Source organism: Niallia sp. (genome assembly GCF_031978665.1).
Lineage (GTDB): Bacteria > Bacillota > Bacilli > Bacillales > Cytobacillaceae > Niallia.
This window is the reverse complement of record NZ_DALZDK010000022.1, coordinates 70,456-91,042: the sequence shown is the minus strand read 5'-3', so window position 1 is coordinate 91,042 and position 20,587 is coordinate 70,456. Positions and strand designations below refer to the sequence as shown.

20 protein-coding genes are annotated in these 20,587 nt (G+C 35.2%); 6 read left to right on the top strand and 14 right to left on the bottom strand.

Annotated elements, in window-relative coordinates; all coding sequences use genetic code 11:
* Positions 1-200: 200 nt before the first annotated feature.
* Positions 201-1,079 (bottom strand): CvfB family protein, encoded by an 879-nt coding sequence (locus tag RTL21_RS13535; protein ID WP_312096411.1) that lies wholly within the window; start codon positions 1,077-1,079, stop codon positions 201-203.
* A gap of 199 nt (positions 1,080-1,278) precedes the next feature.
* On the opposite strand from RTL21_RS13535, the gene RTL21_RS13530 reads away from it, so the two are divergent.
* From RTL21_RS13530 to RTL21_RS13510, 5 genes are all read left to right on the top strand, one after another.
* Positions 1,279-1,773 (top strand): YajQ family cyclic di-GMP-binding protein, encoded by a 495-nt coding sequence (locus RTL21_RS13530; protein WP_312096410.1) that lies wholly within the window; start codon positions 1,279-1,281, stop codon positions 1,771-1,773.
* A gap of 142 nt (positions 1,774-1,915) precedes the next feature.
* Positions 1,916-2,791, top strand: a complete 876-nt coding sequence (locus tag RTL21_RS13525; protein ID WP_312096409.1) for an SDR family oxidoreductase — start codon at positions 1,916-1,918, stop codon at positions 2,789-2,791.
* Positions 2,792-2,957: 166 nt separating this feature from the next.
* Complete coding sequence (locus RTL21_RS13520) at positions 2,958-4,739, top strand: glycoside hydrolase family 13 protein (RefSeq protein WP_312096408.1); 1,782 nt, start codon at positions 2,958-2,960, stop codon at positions 4,737-4,739.
* A 171-nt stretch (positions 4,740-4,910) separates the two neighbouring features.
* The gene (locus RTL21_RS13515; protein WP_312096407.1) at positions 4,911-5,816 is read left to right on the top strand and encodes a DMT family transporter; all 906 of its coding nucleotides are present in this window, start codon (positions 4,911-4,913) and stop codon (positions 5,814-5,816) included.
* A gap of 226 nt (positions 5,817-6,042) precedes the next feature.
* The gene (locus tag RTL21_RS13510; RefSeq protein WP_312096406.1) at positions 6,043-7,149 is read left to right on the top strand and encodes a GerAB/ArcD/ProY family transporter; all 1,107 of its coding nucleotides are present in this window, start codon (positions 6,043-6,045) and stop codon (positions 7,147-7,149) included.
* A 217-nt stretch (positions 7,150-7,366) separates the two neighbouring features.
* Here the strand turns inward: RTL21_RS13510 and asnB are convergent, their stop codons facing one another.
* Positions 7,367-9,214, bottom strand: coding sequence for an asparagine synthase (glutamine-hydrolyzing) (asnB, locus tag RTL21_RS13505; protein ID WP_312096405.1), 1,848 nt, complete (start codon positions 9,212-9,214; stop codon positions 7,367-7,369).
* A 240-nt stretch (positions 9,215-9,454) separates the two neighbouring features.
* Here asnB and RTL21_RS13500 point away from each other — a divergent pair, with 240 nt between their 5' ends.
* Complete coding sequence (locus tag RTL21_RS13500; protein ID WP_312096404.1) at positions 9,455-10,018, top strand: DUF2777 domain-containing protein; 564 nt, start codon at positions 9,455-9,457, stop codon at positions 10,016-10,018.
* Positions 10,019-10,203: 185 nt separating this feature from the next.
* On the opposite strand, the gene RTL21_RS13495 is transcribed toward RTL21_RS13500, so the two are convergent.
* The 12 genes from RTL21_RS13495 to RTL21_RS13440 form a co-directional block, all read right to left on the bottom strand.
* Positions 10,204-10,701, bottom strand: coding sequence for a GNAT family N-acetyltransferase (locus tag RTL21_RS13495; protein ID WP_312096403.1), 498 nt, complete (start codon positions 10,699-10,701; stop codon positions 10,204-10,206).
* 19 nt (positions 10,702-10,720) lie between these two features.
* Positions 10,721-11,221, bottom strand: coding sequence for an NUDIX hydrolase (locus RTL21_RS13490; RefSeq protein WP_312096402.1), 501 nt, complete (start codon positions 11,219-11,221; stop codon positions 10,721-10,723).
* The gene (locus tag RTL21_RS13485; protein ID WP_312096401.1) at positions 11,218-11,775 is read right to left on the bottom strand and encodes a histidine phosphatase family protein; all 558 of its coding nucleotides are present in this window, start codon (positions 11,773-11,775) and stop codon (positions 11,218-11,220) included. Before RTL21_RS13485 ends, RTL21_RS13490 begins: the two co-directional genes overlap by 4 nt.
* A 39-nt stretch (positions 11,776-11,814) precedes the next feature.
* The gene (locus RTL21_RS13480) at positions 11,815-12,255 is read right to left on the bottom strand and encodes an NUDIX hydrolase (protein WP_312096400.1); all 441 of its coding nucleotides are present in this window, start codon (positions 12,253-12,255) and stop codon (positions 11,815-11,817) included.
* A 1-nt stretch (position 12,256) separates the two neighbouring features.
* Positions 12,257-12,877 (bottom strand): NUDIX hydrolase, encoded by a 621-nt coding sequence (locus tag RTL21_RS13475; protein ID WP_312096399.1) that lies wholly within the window; start codon positions 12,875-12,877, stop codon positions 12,257-12,259.
* Between the two features lie 66 nt (positions 12,878-12,943).
* Positions 12,944-14,578 (bottom strand): hypothetical protein, encoded by a 1,635-nt coding sequence (locus RTL21_RS13470; protein WP_312096398.1) that lies wholly within the window; start codon positions 14,576-14,578, stop codon positions 12,944-12,946.
* On the bottom strand, positions 14,575-15,363 hold the full coding sequence (locus RTL21_RS13465; protein ID WP_312096397.1) for an ABC transporter ATP-binding protein: 789 nt from the start codon (positions 15,361-15,363) through the stop codon (positions 14,575-14,577). Before RTL21_RS13465 ends, RTL21_RS13470 begins: the two co-directional genes overlap by 4 nt.
* A 185-nt stretch (positions 15,364-15,548) precedes the next feature.
* Positions 15,549-16,310, bottom strand: a complete 762-nt coding sequence (locus RTL21_RS13460; RefSeq protein WP_312096396.1) for a class I SAM-dependent methyltransferase — start codon at positions 16,308-16,310, stop codon at positions 15,549-15,551.
* Between the two features lie 150 nt (positions 16,311-16,460).
* Positions 16,461-16,781, bottom strand: coding sequence for a hypothetical protein (locus tag RTL21_RS13455; RefSeq protein ID WP_312096395.1), 321 nt, complete (start codon positions 16,779-16,781; stop codon positions 16,461-16,463).
* Between the two features lie 359 nt (positions 16,782-17,140).
* Positions 17,141-18,235, bottom strand: coding sequence for an ABC transporter permease (locus tag RTL21_RS13450; RefSeq protein WP_312096394.1), 1,095 nt, complete (start codon positions 18,233-18,235; stop codon positions 17,141-17,143).
* Positions 18,232-19,485 carry an ABC transporter permease gene (locus RTL21_RS13445; RefSeq protein ID WP_312096393.1) on the bottom strand — a complete coding sequence of 418 codons (1,254 nt, stop codon included), beginning with the start codon at positions 19,483-19,485 and terminating at the stop codon, positions 18,232-18,234. The genes RTL21_RS13450 and RTL21_RS13445 overlap by 4 nt, the downstream gene beginning before the upstream one ends.
* Positions 19,486-19,496: 11 nt before the next feature.
* Complete coding sequence (locus tag RTL21_RS13440) at positions 19,497-20,429, bottom strand: ABC transporter ATP-binding protein (RefSeq protein ID WP_312096392.1); 933 nt, start codon at positions 20,427-20,429, stop codon at positions 19,497-19,499.
* Between the last annotated feature and the right edge of the window lie 158 nt (positions 20,430-20,587).

Sequence of the window (20,587 nt, the reverse complement as noted above, 5' to 3'; positions counted from 1 at the left end):
CTTTCCATGCTGCTTTTTACTCTAAAGGGCGTAGAGAGCAATTCTCTGTTACCTTTCCATGCTGCTTTTTACTCTAAAGGGCGTAGAGAGCAATTCTCTGTTACCTTCCCACGCTCCTTTTGCTCTAAAGGGCATATATAAAAGGTGCATCCCAAAGTCGGAATGCACCTTTCTCCACTTATTTAACAATATGAATGGAATTACTTCTCACTATCCTCTTTTAAATACGTCCAGCCTTCTTCTTGATACACTTTATTTTCTTTCATTAATTTTCCAAGCGCACGTTTAAATGAGCCTTTGCTTAAATTAAATCGCTCTTTAATGTCTTCTGGCATACTCTTATCTCCATAAGGCATCGCGCCTTTTCGCATAATTAAATAGTCCAAAATTTGTTGAGCATCCTTATCAAGCGCTTCTTCTTTTCTTGGTAATAATGATACATTTACAGTGCCATCTAGCTTAACGTCAATAATACGGCCGTTTACTTTCTCACCTAATCTTGGTTCTTGACCTCGTTCTGATTCGTGGATAAATCCTTTATACCCTTCTGCTGTATAAATCCAGCTTCCAACTTTTGCTGTTCGATAAATATAGCCATGAATGTTTTTATTAAAATCTGCTCTTGTTGCTTTTGTTGCCATCTCTTCAATAATCGGATCCGTAGCTGGCTTTACATATAAGTAGTTATTTTTATTTACTTTTAATGTGATATAAAGCATGTCTCCTACTTCTGGCCAAACCTCTTCATGGACCGGTAAGTCATCTTCTCCTAATAGCATGTCTTTTTTCAAACCGATATCAAAGAAGCATCCGATTCCCTCTTTACGGTCCGTTACTTTTACCCAATCATATTTCCCAACCGCAATAGACGGGATAAAAGTGCTGGAGCATGCTCTTCCCTGTGAATCACTGTAAATAAAAACGCGTACTTCATCGCCCTCTTCGAATTTCTGATCTGTCTCACTAAAATGCAAAAGCACATCTTCCTCTTCCTCTTCTAACGTTAAAAAGTATCCAAAAGATGCTATTCTTGCAACCGTTAATATTTCCACACGTCCCATATAATCTCTTAACGACATTTGTTTTCCTCCTTTATTTCTTGTCTATTCAACTTTTCATCTATATTCTTTTATCATAATTATTCCCTATTTAGTGAATATTCCATGCCTAAAGTTGTTACAACTGCTTAATTTTACTATAATACAAGGATAAAAGAAATGGGATTAGCGCTAGATATGCTTAGAAATAGTGTAAGGTTCCAAAAATCAGGAGGTAATTATGGCGAAAGAAAGCTCATTTGATATTGTATCGAAGGTAGATTTTTCGGAAGTAACAAATGCAGTACAGCTTGCAATGAAGGAAATTCAAAATCGTTATGATTTTAAAGGAAGCAAGAGTAATGTTACATTGGATAAAGAAGAATTGGTTCTTGTTTCGGATGATGAATATAAATTAGAACAACTAAAAGATGTTCTTATTAGCAAAATGTTTAAACGTGGTATCCCCATTAAAAACTTAGATTATGGCAAAATCGAAGGTGCTTCAGGCGGAACAGTTCGCCAAAGAGCGAAGTTGATACAAGGCATTGATAAGGATAATGCAAAAATAATAAATGCGTTAATTAAAAATAGTGGATTAAAAGTGAAAACACAACAGCAAGACGATCAAATTCGTGTAACTGCAAAAAGCCGTGATGATTTACAAAAAATTATTGCAGCCGTTAAAGACGAATCAAAGATCTCGATTGATGTGCAGTTTGTCAATTATCGCTAACTGACAAGGATGGTAGCCAAATATGGCGCCATCCCTTTTTTATTGAACTCCTTATTTTATCCACCCTATTTTTCCCAGGTTTATATAAGCTGATTTGGGAAAAATAAGTAAACATGGACAGAAGATAGAAGGAGTGATTGAAATGAGTAATAGTAATAACGAACAATTACAACAAACCTTTCCCGCACAGCATCAGGATCAACAACCAGGTATTCAGACAAAAATGAATCCTTTACCTAAAGATGTAGATCCCTCTTACAAAGGCTCAGAAAAATTAAAAGGGAAGACAGCAATTATCACTGGTGGTGATAGCGGAATTGGCCGCTCTGTTGCTATTTATTATGCAAAAGAAGGTGCAGACGTAGCAGTTGTCTATTTAAATGAGCACGACGATGCCAATAAGACAAAAGAGTTAGTCGAAGCTGAAGGGGTAAAATGCCTACTACTTCCTGGTGATGTAGGTGATGAAAGCTTCTGTAAAAAGGTAGTAGAAAAAACCGTTTCAGAATTTGGCAAGGTTAATATTCTTGTAAATAACGCAGCTGAACAGCATCCACAGCAAAGTTTACTAGATATAACTGCAGAACAATTAGAAAAAACCTTCCGGACAAATATTTTCTCTATGTTCTACTTAACAAAAGCGACACTACCACATTTAGAACAAGGTGATACGATTATCAATACAACGTCAATCACTGCCTATAAAGGGAATGAAACATTAATTGATTATTCTTCTACAAAAGGTGCTATTACTGCTTTTACTCGTTCCTTATCACAGTCTCTTGCTGGACAAGGTATTCGTGTGAATGGTGTTGCTCCAGGGCCAATTTGGACACCGCTCATTCCTTCTACCTTTGATAGTGAACAAGTTGCATCATTTGGAGCAAATACTCCTTTTAAACGTGCTGGTCAACCTTGTGAACTCGCACCAGCTTATGTATATTTAGCTAGTAATGATTCCACTTATGTTACGGGACAGGTTCTCCATGTCAACGGTGGTACTATCGTTAATGGGTAATTCTATTCTTTCTTGAAATGAAATTTAATTTCTGCCGCTCACTCCCCTATTAGTGAGCGGTTCTTTCATATTGAAATCTACTTCCCTTTTCCCTTTTAAAATCTTTCTTATCTGTCAACACTAGTGGCAAACAGATAAGAAAGATTTTAAAAGGGAGTGTGTGAAAATGATTGATTTGTCCTCCATCTATCATCGCAGTGGAGATAATTACTGTTATTTACAAGACGGAAATACCCTACATATTCGTATTCGGACAAAAATTGCCAATGTAAATGAAATCGAAATAATCTATGGTGATCAATACGAAATGATCAACTATCAATGGGTATCCCACCGCTTAATGATGGAAAAAAACGGATCTGATTCTCTTTTTGATTATTGGCATTGCACTATTACTAATAAAAAAAGAATTCGCTATGGCTTTATTATAAGAGATAACGACCAACAAATAACCTACACAGAAAAAGGGTTCTTCCCCTTTATTCCAGAAGATGCAGGCTATTATTTTTGCTTGCCTTATCTACATCAGAAAGACGTTTTTTCTCCCCCATCATGGGTTTCTACAACTATCTGGTATCAAATTTTTCCGGAACGATTTCGAAATGGGGATAGTTCCTTAAATCCAATCGACACTGCTCCATGGGGGCAGGAGGAACCTGGATTATGGAATTTCTTCGGTGGCGACTTTCAAGGAATAATCGATTCTCTAGACTATCTTTCCGACCTTGGGATAACGGGCATTTATCTTACTCCTATTTTTCATGCCAAAAGCAATCATAAATACGATACCATTAACTATCTAGAAGTGGATCCACAATTTGGCGATACAGAGACGCTTAAAGCCCTAGTAAAAGAATGTCACAAGCATGGGATTCGTGTCATGCTGGATGCTGTATTTAATCATTGTGGCTATTACTTCCCACCCTTTCAAGATGTTCTTAAGAATGGAGAAAATTCGCGCTATAAAGACTGGTTCCATATACATAAATTTCCTTTAAAAGAGGCTGACGCGATAAATTATGAAACATTTGGCTTTTATGAAGCTATGCCCAAATTTAATACAGCGAATCAAGAAGTGAAAGAGTATCTTTTACATGTAGCAAAATACTGGATAACAGAATGCGATATCGACGGCTGGCGATTGGATGTTGCCAATGAAATTGACCATGATTTCTGGAGATCCTTCCGATCTATTGTTAAAGAACTAAAACCGGACCTTTTTATATTAGGAGAGGTTTGGCATGATTCACTTCCATGGCTACGAGGAGACCAATTTGACTCAGTAATGAATTATCCTTTACTAACGAAAGCATTACAATTTTTTGCCTATGACATGATTTCTCCTCAACAATTTATGGAAGAGATGACAACAACGATACAGGCATATCCAGATACAGTGAATAAAGTATTATTTAATATTATTGGCAGCCATGATACACCAAGAATTATTCATGAATGTAGTTATCGAAAAGAACGAGTGAAGCTTTTATTTACCTTTCTCCTAACCTACCCTGGTACTCCTTGTATTTACTATGGAGACGAAATTGGTTTAGGTGGAGGCAGTGATCCTGGATGTCGGAAATGCATGCCTTGGAATCTAGGAGAGCATGATGACGAGTTAAAAGAATTCGTTAAGCGATTAATTCAAGTACGCAAACAAAGTTCCCATCTCATAAATAATGGCACTTTCTGCTTTTTGACAAATTCTGCTTCCTGTTTAGTCTATTATACAAAAAAAGAGGCCGAAATCATGCTAACAGTCATTAATAAAAGTGACACGGAAGCACAATTTCTACTCCCCTTTCCATTGCGAGGGAAAAAAATCTCTCTTCTACTAACAGAAGAAGAATATGCAGCTGAATCAAATGATCTAGCAGTCATACTCGGTCCTTATGAATGCAGTATCCTTCGCTTTAATATGAATTATGAATATATTCATGCAAAATAGATTGAATTTCAATTAATAAGGTGTCTATGGATTGGGAAAATCCATAGACACCACCTTCTACCTACTAGATAGGTTTTTTCCAAGAAATGAAAAATAATGATTGTTTCCTGGCGTTGAACATACTATATTTACTATTATATCGAATTGTTTGAATTGTCAGGAGGAAACAAAGTGAATCAACAATCATCATCAAAATCAATTGGGCTTCCATTACTTGTTTCGATTATCGCCATCTCATTTTCTGCGATTTTCGTGAAATGGTCGGATGCACCTGCCACCATTTTAAGTATGTATCGAATGTGGCTTGCATGTCTTATTATGATTCCCATGGTATATATACATAGAAATGATTTTAAAAAACTGTCCAAAAGAGATTGGGCGTTCTTATTTTTTTCTGGCTCTTTTTTGGCATTCCATTTTGCTCTTTGGTTTAGTTCCCTTAAGTTTACTACTGTAGCTAGTTCTACAATTATTTTGGCACTACAGCCTATGGTATCCCTGCTTGGCGGATTTATTTTCTTTCGAGAAAGAACTACCTCTTCTGCAATTATGACAATGGGTATTGCGATCATTGGTGCTATGATGATCGGTTGGGGAGATGTTGGGCTGGACAGCAATGCAATAATTGGAGATGTTCTTTCCTTCTTGAGTGTTATTGCTGTAGTAGGCTATTTATTAATCGGCCAAAACATTATTAAAAAAATGACTCATTGGATCTATACATTTACCGTTTTCTTCTTTGCTGCCTGTTTGTTAACCATCTATAATCTCATCGCTGGCGAAGCATTAACTGGTTACTCTGGAAGAGAATGGGGCATATTCGTATTGCTCGCCATTGTTCCAACACTTGCACATATTATCAATAATTGGTTGCTTAACTATGTGAATGCAACAACTATTTCCATGAGTATTCTCGGAGAACCAGTTGGAGCTACCCTTTTAGCTGTACTCCTTTTAAATGAACGATTAATCCTTTCTCAAATCTTAGGTGGAATACTTGTTTTGTTCGGCGTGTTCTTTTTCTTACTGCAAAAGCAGCCTAAATCTGCTATTACGCAGGAAAAGCCAATTGGTTAAATTGTACTTACTTATTCTATATGGGGAAACTTCAAACAGTGGGGGAATGACTCCACTGTTTTTTTTACCACTTAAATTTTACTCACAGTAGTCCTCCCGTAAAAAAAGGATACACCATTTCTTTGAAATAACCGTTACGAAACCATTCTCTTTTTGCATATTACTGGTAAATTAAACAAATACTATTTTAAGCATATTATATATTTGCAATTAGGAGATTCCTTTCATGCTAAAAGAAAACTTATCTTTAAGTCAACTATTTGCCATTATTATAGGATTTAACGTAGGCAGTACTTTTGTGGTTATACTAGGTATCTCTGCAAAAGAGGATGCCTGGATTTCCATCCTTCTTTCCACAGTAAGCGGCCTAATAATTGTCTCTTTTTTTCTTCTGATAAACGAATTAGCGCCTTCCAAAAATTTATTTGAGATTATTGAGTTTGCTTTCAATAGAGTGATTGCGATTCCTATTACACTCATCTATACTCTTTATTTTTTTTATCTAGCTTCTAGAGTCATTAGGGATTTTGGAGAATTAACATCTACCTTCATTCTACCTTTGACGCCTATTGAGTTCATTGATTTTACACTAGTGATTATTATTGGTTATATTTTGTATCTGGGAATTGAAATAGTTGGCCGGACAACTGAAATTTTCACACCTTATTCAGCCATATTTCTTTTTCTTCTCGTCATTTTCTTGATGGCAAGTGATACTCTTTCTCTTACCAAAATTCAACCAGTATTAGCAAGAGGGATTTTACCAGTAATTAAGTCAATGTTTCCGATTGAAGTAAGTAGACCATATGGAGAAATGATCGCACTGATCTGCGTTTTTCCTCTTATTAAGAATGTAAAATTACGCAAGAAAACTGTTTTATATTCTGTCGTAGTATCTGGGATATTACTAACCACTTCTACTTTAATCATCACTACATCATTAGGAATCACGACTGCTTCAAGAGCTACATTTCCACTTATTAGCACAACAAGGCTAGTTTCGATTGGTGACTTTCTTGAGAGAATAGATGCATTAGCAGTTTTTATTATTATGTTAGGGATTGTTGTCAAAAGCTCGATCTTAATCTATTCAGGTTTAAAGGGAATAGAATATATATTTAAATATCCCTATCGCTACTTTGTTATTCCTGCGGTCTGTCTTATTTCCATGTTCTCTGTATTTATTACTATCGAAATGAACGACCATATTAGAGAAGGAGGGAAAATTGTTCCCTATTTTCTTTATATGCCTTTACAATTTGCTTTTCCAAGCTTGCTTTTATTTATCCTATTGATTAAAAAGTTTAAAAATAAAGGTCCCTCCTCGTCATAGGCTACAATGTTAGAAAAGCGCAAGTGTCTTGCTCGTCGTCATACAAGCTAAAGCGCTGTGACTAAAAATAACAGAAACATACTGATTCCTTACTCTGAAAGAAGGGAAGGTTAGTTTGATAATCAACTTCAAACAGTCAATAGAATACTTACACTTAACAATCAAAAAAATCCCTAAGTAAATACTAGATTCCATTTACTTAGGGATTTTTTCTTTATTATTCTACAATATTGATATGATAATCTTTAAACCAATAATGAATTTGCACTAAATGAGCAAGTAGCTGTGGACCTGTCATTAGTTGACCAAACCATGGTTCTTTAAATGCAGAGCCTTCTGTTTCAATAATTTCTGCAAGACGTTCCTTATCAAAGAATTCATATAAAGCAGAGCTTTTATCTGTTAGTGCTGTTTTTAGCATATCTGTTACTGTTCTAGTGTAAATCGGATTATGTGTCTTTGGATAAGGACTTTTCTTGCGATAGAGAACTTCATCTGGAAGAATCCCTTCTAATGCTTTTCGTAATAATCCTTTCTCTCTTCCCATATAATTCTTCATTTCCCATGGTACGTTCCACACATATTCGACTAAGCGATGGTCGGCAAATGGTACACGCACTTCTAGGCTTGCTCCCATACTCATTCTATCTTTGCGCTCTAATAAGGTTGTCATAAACCAGAGTTGATTGAGATAAAATAATTCTCTGCGTTTAGCATCTTCTTTGCTTTCTCCCGCTAATTTAGGAGTTTCAGCAATGGTTTGGTTATATTTATCCATCATATAATCTTCTAATTGTAATTTATTGCTCCATGAATCCTTCAGTAAGCTTTGTCTTTCTTGAATCGATCTCATCCATGGGAAGCCTCCTCTTTGTAAATCAGCCTCTCTTCTAAACCACGGATAGCCACCAAAGATTTCATCTGCACATTCCCCAGATAAGCTAACGACAAAATCCTTCTTTATTTCTCGACAGAACCATAAAAGGGAGGAATCAACATCTGCCATACCTGGAACATCCCTTACCGTTACTGCCTCATGCAAAAAGTCAGCCAATGTTTCTTGAGTGATGATACAGTTATGATGGATGGTTCCAAATGTATCTGTCATTTTTTTTATATAAACACCATCAGAATTTGGCTGGAATTCATTTGCCTTAAAAAACTTATCATTGCCTTCATAATCAATGGAATACGTATGAAGAGGTCCTTTTCCGTTTTTCGCGTATTCCATGGAAGCAATTGCTGTAATGGCACTAGAATCCACTCCACCTGAAAGAAAGGTGCTTAATGGTACATCTGATACTAATTGTCTAGTAACCGCATCTTTAAAAAGGAACCGAACTTTTTCAACCGTTTCATCAAAGGAGTCTGTATGTTCTTCACTTTGCACATTCCAATAACGCCATACTTTAAGCCCATCCTGTGTAAACTTCAATGCATGCCCTGGTCGAAGCTCTTTTATGCCTTTAAAAATACCGCTGCCTGGTGTATGGGAAGGTCCAAGTGCAAACACTTCTGCTAACCCTTCTCTATCCAACTCTGTTCTCATATTTGGATGAGCAAGCAATGCCTTTAATTCAGAACCAAAGATAAAGCTAGATCCTACTTCAGCATAAAATAATGGTTTAACACCTAAGCGATCTCTGCCAATAAATAAGGAATTTCGCTTTTCGTCCCAAACAGCAAAGGCAAATATCCCATTTAAGTACTGCAGACAATCTTCTCCCCACTCTATATAGGAAGTAAGTAAAACTTCTGTATCAGAATGACCTTGGAATGAATATCCTTTTATTAGTAATTCTTTTCTTATGTCTTCTGTATTATACAATTCACCATTGTAGCAAATAGTGTAATGAAATCCTTGTTTTTCTTTTGTCATTGGTTGAATACCATTTAACGGATCTACCACCACTAATCGTTTATGTCCGAATCCCGCATGTAGCGCAGTCCAAACATTTGTATCATCTGGCCCTCTTTTTGCCAATGTTTCTGCCATAGCGGATAAAATTACCGATTCGTTTCTTAAATCTTTTTTGTAATCAACCCAACCTGTTATTCCACACATGATTATCATCCTTTCTTTCGTGGAACTTATGATTAGATACCAATCAATCAGTATGGAGTATTCTATGCGCCAAAATAAAAATGGTTATTTGTCCATATCAGGTTTATCTAATGTTCTATTCAAAAAAGCTAAATTAATCGTTTTCAATATTTTAATGGAGGAAAAAGAAGGATTAGTTATAAAATTTTGTTTATCTGTCTAAAAAGAACTTAAGGGCGTGTAATCTTTGGGAGGTTTACAATGAATAATCAGCATAGATCAAAACTTATTGAATTTCAAACACGTGCCTTTACGAAAGGTACAGTCGAAAATATAAATAATCAATGGATTTTTTTTGATGAAGAAACAGAGGATGCAACCATGCTTGATGAATATTTGCATCAAGAAATTGAGATTCATTCTTTAAATCGTTGGCGAAAAGGAATTCTTCTAGAGGATGGCAAAGTCAATGTCTCTGGATCGATCCATTTTTTAAAGCACGAAGATTCTATTCGCATAAGAAAGCATCTTGTGTTTGCCTTAGAAGAATTATTAAATGACTTAAGTGACGATAGCTTTTATCAATTTATCACTACTTTAAACTCAATGAAGTTCTCTATTTATGACTGTATTTACTGTTATAATCATCTTACTTTTTTAAAAGACGAAAAGCGCAAGAGTGGTGTTAATATGATGATTTTTGATAATGAGGAAGGACTTTGCAGTGTGAATCACCATTTTTTCTATAATGAAAAAAATACCGATCGCTTTGAATTCACCTTAAATACCGGAAAACGAATGATTGTAGAGAAGCTTTCTTCTTGAAAAATTCTTCCTTTAAAAAAACTTAATAGTAGTAAGTTGATTAAATTATGAATTTGCATCTGTTCTCCTAAATGACAGTACGACTCACTAGGGCAAGCGCCGAGCCTCTCCCAAAGGAGTCGTGTTGTCGACTATGGATAAATTTTCAAATACACCAAAATTCAGGAAGATGTCTTTTCACAATACTACTCCCATTTCCATCCAAAAACGATTTCAATAAACTCCTTGCCACCAATTTCTATCTCTTCTGTTCCAATTCTTTTTCCACCAAGGGTTTCGTAAAACATACAAGCTGGATTGTCCGCTAAAGCACAAATAATCATGCTATTAAGACCCATTTCTTTTAAATACTGGGTAACCTTATTCACGAGCGTACTGCCAATTCCCTTTCCTTGATAGGCTTCCAATAAGTAGACGGCGTAAAGCTCTCCAGCATAACCAGGATATTGTCCACTTCTTTCCTTTCCACCATTTGCAAACCCCACAATCTTACCTTCTTCATTTTCAGCAACAAAGACATTTCCTTTCGGGATAGCTGTTTTCCAGATTTCTTCTCGTTTCTCATAATGAAGTGTCTCTAAATAGGAATCGGGAACAATTCCCTTATATGTAGTTCTCCAGCTATCTACATGGACCTTTGCAATTTCTTTGGCGTCCGCATCTTTTGCCTTTCTAATAATCATATGTACGCTCCTTATTTCCTTATATATGGAAGGATTTTTTTACTTCCCATTCTTCAAACCAGTTTACCTCTAATCCAAGTGATCCTTTTTTTATCCATTCTACTGCCTTTAAGACTAGTGGTGAAGCATTGTTGATGGAAATACCCTCTATAGAAACCCATTCTGCGCCTAAAGAATCTTGCCCTTCAAATTGTTCTGGCATCGTAATTTCCCCCCCAACCTTTCTAACCGTGTAAAAGGCTGCTATATGGTGAATATGAGTAAACTCTCTCCATTCACATGGAAACATAAAGTCAGCTATTCCTATTTGCTTCTCCATTTCAATTTCTATGCCCGTTTCTTCTAAAAACTCTCTCCTCATTGCAATTGCTAGACTTTCAGCCGGCTCCAAACTCCCACCAGGCAAATCAAAACGATTTGCATAAGGTCCCCTTTTTTTATGAATAACTAACAATCTATCATTTTCTACATAAATGCCATAAACGCCAAAAGGACGATGAAAATGTTTCTTTTCGGTCAAGTCTTATCCCTCCATAATCGATTTACTATTATTTTATCTAATTCAAAATTCATTTGAAAAACATCAGGATTCGAAAGATCCCTCCACTCCTTAAAACCGACTGCCTGATCAAAATATTTCCACATTAAAGAAAGCAAATTACCATGTGTAACAATTGCGAATGTTGTTTCCTTTCTTAGAAGACATTCTTTCACAACAGCTACACCTCTTTCCATCGCTTGTCGACTCGATTCGCCACCTTCATATACGATGTCTAAGTTGGTAAAGGTTTTCTCTAAAAGGAATAACCAATCATCCAATTTTTTGTCACTAAGCTTTCGTTCTATTAAACGTTCTTCTTTATGCACAGATAGGTGAAGCCTTTCTGCTAAAGGTTTAATAGAATCATAGGCGCGCAAATACGTACTAGAGAGGATAAATTGAATTTCCTTATCTGTTAGAAAATCGGCTAACTCAACTGCCTGTTTTCTCCCATTCGCGGTTAATTCTGCATCAGCATTTTGTCCCTCGGCCTCACAATGGCGAATCAGGTAAATGGTTTTACGATTATTCATGCTGTTTCCCCTCCTTTCCTGAACTAGGTTATCACTATCTTAAACTCTTTCTCTTGCTTCCTTTACTGCCCATACTTGATGGGGATGAAAGAGTTTATTCATAGCTTCCTTTTCATCCATCCATATTGGTAAGTGGTCTAAATCTGTTGAATTTATCCTTTTATCTCCTATAGTCGCTATATAGAAATAACCTTGATTCTCCATCGGTTCACCTTTTAAAGAAAAAAAGAAGCAAGTTGCTGTTCCTATATAAGTGTCATTTAACATGTGATAGCCCGTTTCTTCTACTATCTCTCTCTGTAAACACTCAACCTCTGACTCTCCTTTTTCTATTCCTCCCCCAGGTAAAAAATAGTGATTGGAAGAAGTTTTTACGACAAGGATTTTGTTATGTAATTCATTCCAAATAACTCCATAGACAGCTTTTCTTTTTTGATAATTGATTCCTGTTACTTTGGTTCCAAACATAACAGCATCCATTTCATAAATTCTCCTTCAAAACTTGAATGAGCCGATTGTAATAAGAAATCGGATGAGGTGCAAAGCTTCCTCGACCAACCATACGATGAATCTCCACTCTATCGCCGCTTTCATTCACTTCAAATCCATTCACTTCAATCAACTGCTTTGTCCCTTGCCATAATGCATAGAAATCTTCTAATCTGGTCGTAACAATGCCGGATACTTCCTCTTCCTGTAATTGAAATTCTTTAAGATTTAAATTTCTTTTGTATAAATAAGTGTGGGCAAATTCCTTGTCTACTAAATTCCCATTATTCATTTCATATTGCAAAACACCTAAATAAATCAACTCATCCAATTCTACATATATACCGATTTCTTCTTCCATCTCTCTTACACCATCTGTCGCTTCTTCATGTGCAAGTAAGTGTCCAGCTGCCGTTATATCTAAAAGATTCGGATAATCCTTTTTTAAAGAACTTCTAATTTGTAGATAGAGGTATGATTGGCTCTCGTGTTCAGATACAATCCAACAATGAAAGGTTTCATGCCATAAACCTTTTTTATGTATTTCGCTGCGGGTGGCAACTCCGATTGGTGTTCTATCTTCATCAAATACTTTTAATTTTTCTTCTTCCATTGCGTTATCGCTCCTCGTATTTTTTCTAACAAAGTACCGCCCCAATCCCCTCATTAGAAACAAGGTTTAATTAAGTACTTTTTTCCTTTGCATCTTCTTCCAGCATATAAGATTAATAAAGAAAAGCAAGATACCATAAATATAAACACCAAAAGGAAGAGATATACTGATATAATGAATTCCTGCTAAAATCGGTAGAGGCAGTAGCAGCATAAATAACCTCCAGCTTTGCTGGTTCGCCCCTGAATCGAAAGACATCGAAAAGGGAACTTCTTTATCTAATAATACATAACAAACAATCGAATATAAAAAAGCAGAGATAAAGACTACCAGTAAATCAGGAATGATGCGGATCCCAAATAAAAACAAAAATACAATGCTTAATAAGAAATAGATTGGTAAATATAATTTAATTATTACCGCTTTTAATGCTCCTTTATAATACATAGAAAAATCAGAGATTGGGAGAATCGTAAAGATCCATGCACCTTTAAATTTCCCTGAATACCTCATCATAAAAATGATTGTGGGAATATTGATCATCGTAAAATAAATTGTTAAATACGAGGAACTTGTTGCAAATTGAATGTCCTCCAAATTCGTTCCACTATAAAGAAACAAAAAGGGAATAACAATGGAAAAACCTAATGATGGATATACCTTTAATTTAAAATCTCTTTCTTGGCTGATCATTTGTCCAGTAAAATGGTAGAATGCCTTTTCTTCCCTATTGTTAATAAAAAGTGATAATAGGCGTTCTCCCATTTTGGAGACTTTGCCCTTTTTTGCTTTACTTTGGCTAGTTAGCTTTTCTAAATTTTTCTCAAAGCTAGGAATAAGCTTTCCATAAATGATCATTGCAATAATAGGTAAAAAAATCGCTAAAGCTGCAAGAAGAATAATCATCGTTTCAATATTTCCATTCAATATCCACTCATAGGGTGCTGCAAACCACATTGGAACAATGAAAACATGCCACCAATGCACTTGATACACAATATTTAAATCAACTAATTCAAAGCTTCGAATGACAACCTGATACCCTACCATAATTACAATGGACAAGCCAATCTGTACATAATTAATCATGTCCTTTAGTTTTTCTCCATCAAAAAAGCGAAGAATAACTAAGTATAGTAATGCTGTAATGACTACAATAAATAAATTGGCTAAAACAAGTAGAACAACCGTAATAAGAAAAAAGATAATTCCTTGTTTAATGAAACTTACAACTAATGGTATGAATGTAATGGCAATCGTCAATTGAGAGAGATAAATCATAATATGTAATACTTTTGCTGCATTAATTGTACGTTTATTAATTGGTTTCGTATGTAAAATATGCTTGTCTCGAACATCTAACAAAACACCTGAAAAATCAGAAATCATCGAGGTCATGATAAGAAATAAAATAATTCCAAAAGAAACGCTCATTTGAAATAAGTAATTATCGCCGAAAGCCATTAATGGAATAAGAATTAACCCCATAAAAGCATACAGCCATAAGGATTTTATATAGGCATATTTATCTTCTTTCTTTTCTTTTTTCTGATTAGATTGGGAGAAAATAGTTGGAAGCTTACGTTGGTCCATTGTTAATTTAACTTGTAGGATGGTTCTTAGTACAGAATAATCGATACCAAAATTCAGGAAGAGACCTTTAAAACGATCTAGAATTTTTAATACCGTATAGTCTTTCATGTCTGCACCTCTTGCACAATAGATACAAAGGATTCACCTATTTCTTTATGGCTGTTAAATCCTGTTAGTTGATTAAAGATTCCTTCCAAGCTTCCCTGTTCATTATGCATTTGTAGCTCTTTAAAACTCCCATCTACCACTATCTTTCCATCATTCAATAAAATAATCCGACTGCTGATTTTTTCTACTACATCCATTATGTGTGAAGAATAAAATATTGTTTTGCCACATGATGCAAACTGGGCAAGTATTTCTTTAAACACCATTACGCTATTCGCATCAAGTCCATTAATTGGCTCGTCTAGAAAAAGAATATCTGGATTATGCAAAACACTTGATATAATTAACAGCTTTTGACGCATCCCTTTGGAATAAGAGGAGATTCGTGAATGATATACCTCTCCTATGCCAAACAGTTCCATTAATCTTTTTGCCTTACGGTCAACAAAATCAGCACTCATTCCATATAGCTGACCGATAAAAGTTAAATATTCAGAAGCAGTCAAATTATCGTATACCTCTGCTATTTCTGGTACATAACCGATTTTCCGCTTATACTCAATAGAATCTTCGTTAATATTTTTCCCAAAAAGCATTACTTCTCCATGATAATTCCCCTCAATACCAAGGATTATTTTAACCGTGGTACTTTTTCCAGCACCATTCGGTCCTATATATCCAATAATCTCACCTCGATATACATGAAGATCAACTCCTTTTAAGACTTCCTTCTCTCCATAACTTTTCTGTAAAGCTTTTATCGTAACGATTTCTTCACCAGCCATTTAAATCCCTCCTTCAAGCTCTTCTCAATTTCTACCATTCTAGAAAAAAAGGAAAAAACCTCCTAATAACCATGTGAATTTTCTGTCACCATTTTAATCCTTATAAACGCTAGTGAACTTTTCACAAAAAATCACCTATACTAGCCTATTTACGAGGCTTTATAGGTGATTAGTGGCACATTATCTTATATACATTTCATTTTAAGGAAAAATCGAGATTGAGTAACATCAAAATATCCTACCTTTTCAATGTGCTGATACAAGCGAAACAGCGCATCCTGATAGTTTTCTATACTGAAATCAGGAACTTGCCAAGGAATGGCTTTTAAATAGAATATAAATGCACCCAAATCATAGAAGCGCTGTGTTGGAAACTCCTCTTTTTGTTCAATCATCTCCCATTCAAGATCAGAAAACAAATTGAGTGCTGATTGAAGATTCCACTCTTTAAATTCTGGATTAATCGCTACTCCAAACCATTCATTTATTTCCTTGCAATCCCAACCTCCCACTTGTTGGGTGATAAAGATTCCATTGGGCTTTAAAATTCTTTTCAGCTCTTTTACTGAATAAGATTCGTGCCTATTTATAACTAAATCAAAGTGATGGTCGCTAAAGGGCAAGTGTTCATCATCATCAATTTCATATACATTTACACCTAAAGGTTCTAACTTCCCTTTGGCAATTGGTACATTTGGTTTATGTCCTTCTGTAGCATAGACGGTTGGTGGAAAATACCTTTTTAGTAAAGAAAGAAACTCGCCTCCACCAGTTCCCATATCTAATACCGTAGTAGCCTCGTGCATGGCAGTAATTACTTTGCTGCCATATGACCAGGAAAGCAAGCTTGTTTGGATTCTGCCCGTATCATGTATGCTAGAAAAATCCCATCCAGCAAACTTCTCTTTTAGCTCTTCTAAATATCTGTCAAACTTTGTCTCTAACATTTTTGTTCCTCCTCTATCTAATAATTTATCAAAATAATCTAGTGGAGGTCCTCTGCAGTAACGGTTTTATATTACATGTTCCAAAGATATCATTCATTTCGCTCCCTTTACCATTTAACTTCTGTTTCGATATTCAACCTATTTTCATTTCTAAATGAAATAAGAATAATAGGTTATTAACGTAACAAAAAAGCTAATTACTATAAATAAAATAAGTCCAAGAATAATCGGCGAAACACGGAAATGAAAAGGACCAATTCCCGCTTCCTCCCATGTCCAGCCGGCAATATTTGCGTTAAACGTTGCATTCGTTTGATGAATATATAAGCGAAAGAGATAAACAATTCCAAAAAGCAATAAACTACCTAAAAATATGGTGTCGACAAATTTCCATCGTAATAAAAAGGATGCAAACCATATTATCACTGTTTCGATTGTTAAAGTTACTAAAATGATATAAATATTTTTCATGTAATCTCCTTTATAAATCCTTTGCTTATTACTAATTCTATGATTGGAAAGTCTACGTTTTGATATTGAGTTGGTATCTTGTAAAGAAATAAGCATCTGCCTTCATGGACAGACACTTATATAATATCTTTCATTTGCTGCTACATATCTCTAATTGTTTCATTCGTTAGCCGAACAAGGTTACCACTGGGTTCAAAAATTACAGAGATTAAAAACGTAACAGGCAAAACCACAACATATAAATATGCTTTTACTATTTTTTTCAGCAAATATTTCAGCTCCTTTTCACAAATGTTATTTATTTCCTTTTATTATACACCATTTATTATTTTTTCTAAATATTCTTTCTGTTACACTTCCTAGATATGTCTTTTTTCAATTAGCTGAATCCCTATTCCCAACATAACTGTCCCCATTAAACAGAGAATTCCTGCTGGTACGAGAATTTCAACCCATGATGCACTTTCTATAATTCCTTTTTTTAACAAATCCATTCCATAAGTGATTGGAATAAATTTTGACAAGAGAATCATTATTTTCGATGTAACGATTTCGATTGGCCAATAGGCTCCTCCAAGCATGGCAGAGCTAACCGATACCAATGGAATAACTGCATTAAACTGGCTTGGTGTTTTCACTAAACCTGTCAGAAGAATTGTTAACGCCACAATCGAAAATAAATATGGAATGATTAGTACATACACCAAATAAAAATTCCCATAAAAATCAATATTTAACCCGTACCTAAAGAGAAGGAAAATCATTATTATTTGCACATAGCCTATTAAAAAGCTGAAAAATAAATGTCCAAAATATATTTGTGCTTTCGATGTAGATGACAAGATGAATCGATCCCATATCCCATTTTGCTTATCTCTCAATATTTCGATTACCGTAAAAGAGACAGTATAAATACAAAAAAATAAAGTAAAACCAAATAATGCCTGCAGAGACTGATTATAGGTAGCCTCATGTTCCGTTTGTGATTGCTCATATGACACCGGAATAATTGGAGTCTCCTTATTACTTGCAAGCACCCTTTCTGCTTCAACTTTATCCGCTGCTTCCTTTATTATTGCTTGTTCCTTTAGCCGATTATCATAATAGCTTTGCAGATAATTTTGGACCATTAATACATTCGAGGTCTCGGCTATTCTAAAAATAGTATAGGTATCTGCATTTAGTAATACCCCCGCGTCCGCTTTCCCTTTTTCTAGCTGCTCCTTTACTTCCTCTTCTGAATAGACAACAAATGAATAACTCGCACTTTTATTTAAATCTTTTAAAATGTCATTTGCTTTCTCCGACTGATCTGTGAAGATTGGTACTTCTACCTTTGTGAAGGAAGAGATGCCGACTAAATATGCAAATACGATACAGATTAGGGTGGTTATTATAAATCCCCCTGGCTGCCTGATAAACTTTTTACATTTCCCCCACAGTACTGCATTCATCGTATCCCTCCTCTTTTCTTCAAGATAATAATACTAATTAACAGCAGTATGACAGAAAACAAAAGAATTGCTTTTAGCTGACTCCATAAATCCACTAAATCATAGCCTTGAAATACTTTTAAATAAGCAGTAAGTGCAGCTCCTCCGGGAGAATATTCGCCTAATGTTTCCATAAATCCCCCAATTGCACTTACATCAAAAAAGCTGCCCCCCATAAATGCAATAATTGGCACAATTAAAGAAGACAAAATACTTTCCACATTTCGCGAATTAGTGGCAAAAGAAATAGAAGATGCCACTGTAGCAAATGCTGCAGCCATTAGATTGACGGTTAGGATAACAACTAAATGGTTTATTATACTAGGAAAGACTACTTCATAAATCAAAGCTATTAAGCTAAACAAAATAGCTTGCTGTAAAAAGGAAAGAATAAATGCTGCAATAAAAACACCTGCAAAGAACACAATTTTCGGAACATTTGCGAGCATTATTCGCTCATACATAAGCTCTTCCTTTTGCTGATAAGCAAAACCTGCTACTGTTGTAGAAATATAGAATACAAACATCACACACATTCCTACTCCATAGTAAGCAAACGCACTAATTTCTTTTTTCTTTTCGATATTTTCGATTTGTCCATTTACTTTTGCACTCACTAATGCCGAATAATCGATTTGCAGATCTTGCGCCGTTTTTAGATACATCCACTCTTTTTGATAATTTGTCATAATATCTTGAATAATGGATGCATGAAGTGATTGTTGGTCTTTTGTCTTTAGTATCCACACAGGAAGCTTTGTCTCTTCCTCTAAAAGATTGGTATAAAATTCAGTAGTAAATCCTTTTGGAATAAGTAACACACCATCAAAATCCTTTTCTTTTACTTTTGTGCTGTCACTAAATTCCGTAATGGATAGAACTTTCTTCATTTCTGGATTTTCCCCTACTTCATTAATAAATGTGTCGATTGGTTGTAGAGCTTGAATAAGGGCTGTTTTAGCTCTTTTTTCCTGCTCGCTTGCATTAGACTGATTAATTTTCTCTATTGTTAGTTGTTGAGCTTGCTCTGCTTGATCTTCCACTATAACAGCAAGCTTCGCATGCACTTCCACCTCCCCTTTATCATCCAATGCCCCTAATGCACTACCAAGAATGGTAATAAGCACAAAAGGCATAAGTAATAAGACAATAAGCTCCCGTGGTCTTCTCCAAATCATTAATAGTTCTTTCTTTATCATTTGCCAAAGCATACAGTACCCTCCTAATCTCTTAATTGACGGCCTGTTAAATGCAAGAAAACATCCTCTAATGTTGGTGTCTCAATATTTATAGAGAGTACATTTGTCTTCTGCTCTTCGGCAATTCGCAAAATCTCTTTAATTAAATTCACTTGTCTTGGTACGATAACCGTAATCACTGATTGGTGAATAGAAATATTTGTAATGTTTTCATGTTGACGGAGCGCTTCTGTAAATTCATGTTTTACAATCTCTACCTTAATATTAATCGCAGTTTCTGCAGAAAGAATGTTTTTAATATCCTCTTTTGTTCCAGAAGCAATAATCTCCCCGTGATCCATGATGTAAACTCGATTACATAAAAACTCTACTTCTTCCATGTAGTGACTTGTGTAGAGTACGGTCATTTGCTTCTCTTTATTTAATTTTTTAACTGTTTCTAATATATAATTTCGTGATTGCGGATCAATTCCAACGGTTGGTTCATCCATTATAATAATTTCTGGTTCATGAATGAGGGCAACTCCAATATTTAGCCTCCTTTTCATTCCTCCAGAAAAGGTTTTGACTAAATCCCTTTCTCTTTCCTTTAAACCGATTATTTCGAGAACCTCATCCACTCTCTTCTGTAAAATGTTTTTAGGAATTCGATGCATTTTCCCAAAGAAAAGTAAGTTCTCCCGTGCAGATAAATCCATATAGACAGCAATTTCCTGTGGGACGACTCCAAGTATTTTTCGTAGCTTTTGTGGCGTTTTTAGGATGCTTTCATTATTAAGCCGTACATCTCCTGCATCAGGGGAAATTAATGAGGATATCATGGAAATAGTCGTCGACTTCCCTGCCCCATTCGGTCCGAGTAATCCGACAATTTCTCCTTTCTCCAAATATAAATTAACGGAATTCACCACATGCTTCTGTTTATATGATTTAGATAGATTCATGATCTCTAACAACGCTTAATCACCCTTTCTATATACAGAATAATGAAAAAACGCATCAATTCCTATACCTAAAGGTCATTTCTTTCAAAAATTAAAATGACTCTGGTCATTATGTTTAGTACTCGTGATAATCCAATCCTTAACTAAAAGCATACTTTCCCTAAAAAAGG

Coding starts and splice junctions, on each gene's coding strand:
- RTL21_RS13475 (WP_312096399.1), bottom strand. CDS start 12,877: ATGGAAGAAGAAAAATTAAAAGTATTTGATGAAGATAGAACACCAATC.
- RTL21_RS13530 (WP_312096410.1), top strand. CDS start 1,279: ATGGCGAAAGAAAGCTCATTTGATATTGTATCGAAGGTAGATTTTTCG.
- asnB (WP_312096405.1), bottom strand. CDS start 9,214: ATGTGTGGAATAACAGGTTGGGTTGATTACAAAAAAGATTTAAGAAAC.
- RTL21_RS13465 (WP_312096397.1), bottom strand. CDS start 15,363: ATGGCTGGTGAAGAAATCGTTACGATAAAAGCTTTACAGAAAAGTTAT.
- RTL21_RS13470 (WP_312096398.1), bottom strand. CDS start 14,578: ATGAAAGACTATACGGTATTAAAAATTCTAGATCGTTTTAAAGGTCTC.
- RTL21_RS13455 (WP_312096395.1), bottom strand. CDS start 16,781: ATGAAAAATATTTATATCATTTTAGTAACTTTAACAATCGAAACAGTG.
- RTL21_RS13460 (WP_312096396.1), bottom strand. CDS start 16,310: ATGTTAGAGACAAAGTTTGACAGATATTTAGAAGAGCTAAAAGAGAAG.
- RTL21_RS13495 (WP_312096403.1), bottom strand. CDS start 10,701: ATGATTATTAGAAAGGCAAAAGATGCGGACGCCAAAGAAATTGCAAAG.
- RTL21_RS13445 (WP_312096393.1), bottom strand. CDS start 19,485: ATGCTTTGGCAAATGATAAAGAAAGAACTATTAATGATTTGGAGAAGA.
- RTL21_RS13500 (WP_312096404.1), top strand. CDS start 9,455: ATGAATAATCAGCATAGATCAAAACTTATTGAATTTCAAACACGTGCC.
- RTL21_RS13520 (WP_312096408.1), top strand. CDS start 2,958: ATGATTGATTTGTCCTCCATCTATCATCGCAGTGGAGATAATTACTGT.
- RTL21_RS13450 (WP_312096394.1), bottom strand. CDS start 18,235: ATGAATGCAGTACTGTGGGGGAAATGTAAAAAGTTTATCAGGCAGCCA.
- RTL21_RS13485 (WP_312096401.1), bottom strand. CDS start 11,775: ATGAATAATCGTAAAACCATTTACCTGATTCGCCATTGTGAGGCCGAG.
- RTL21_RS13480 (WP_312096400.1), bottom strand. CDS start 12,255: ATGGATGCTGTTATGTTTGGAACCAAAGTAACAGGAATCAATTATCAA.
- RTL21_RS13525 (WP_312096409.1), top strand. CDS start 1,916: ATGAGTAATAGTAATAACGAACAATTACAACAAACCTTTCCCGCACAG.
- RTL21_RS13510 (WP_312096406.1), top strand. CDS start 6,043: ATGCTAAAAGAAAACTTATCTTTAAGTCAACTATTTGCCATTATTATA.
- RTL21_RS13535 (WP_312096411.1), bottom strand. CDS start 1,079: ATGTCGTTAAGAGATTATATGGGACGTGTGGAAATATTAACGGTTGCA.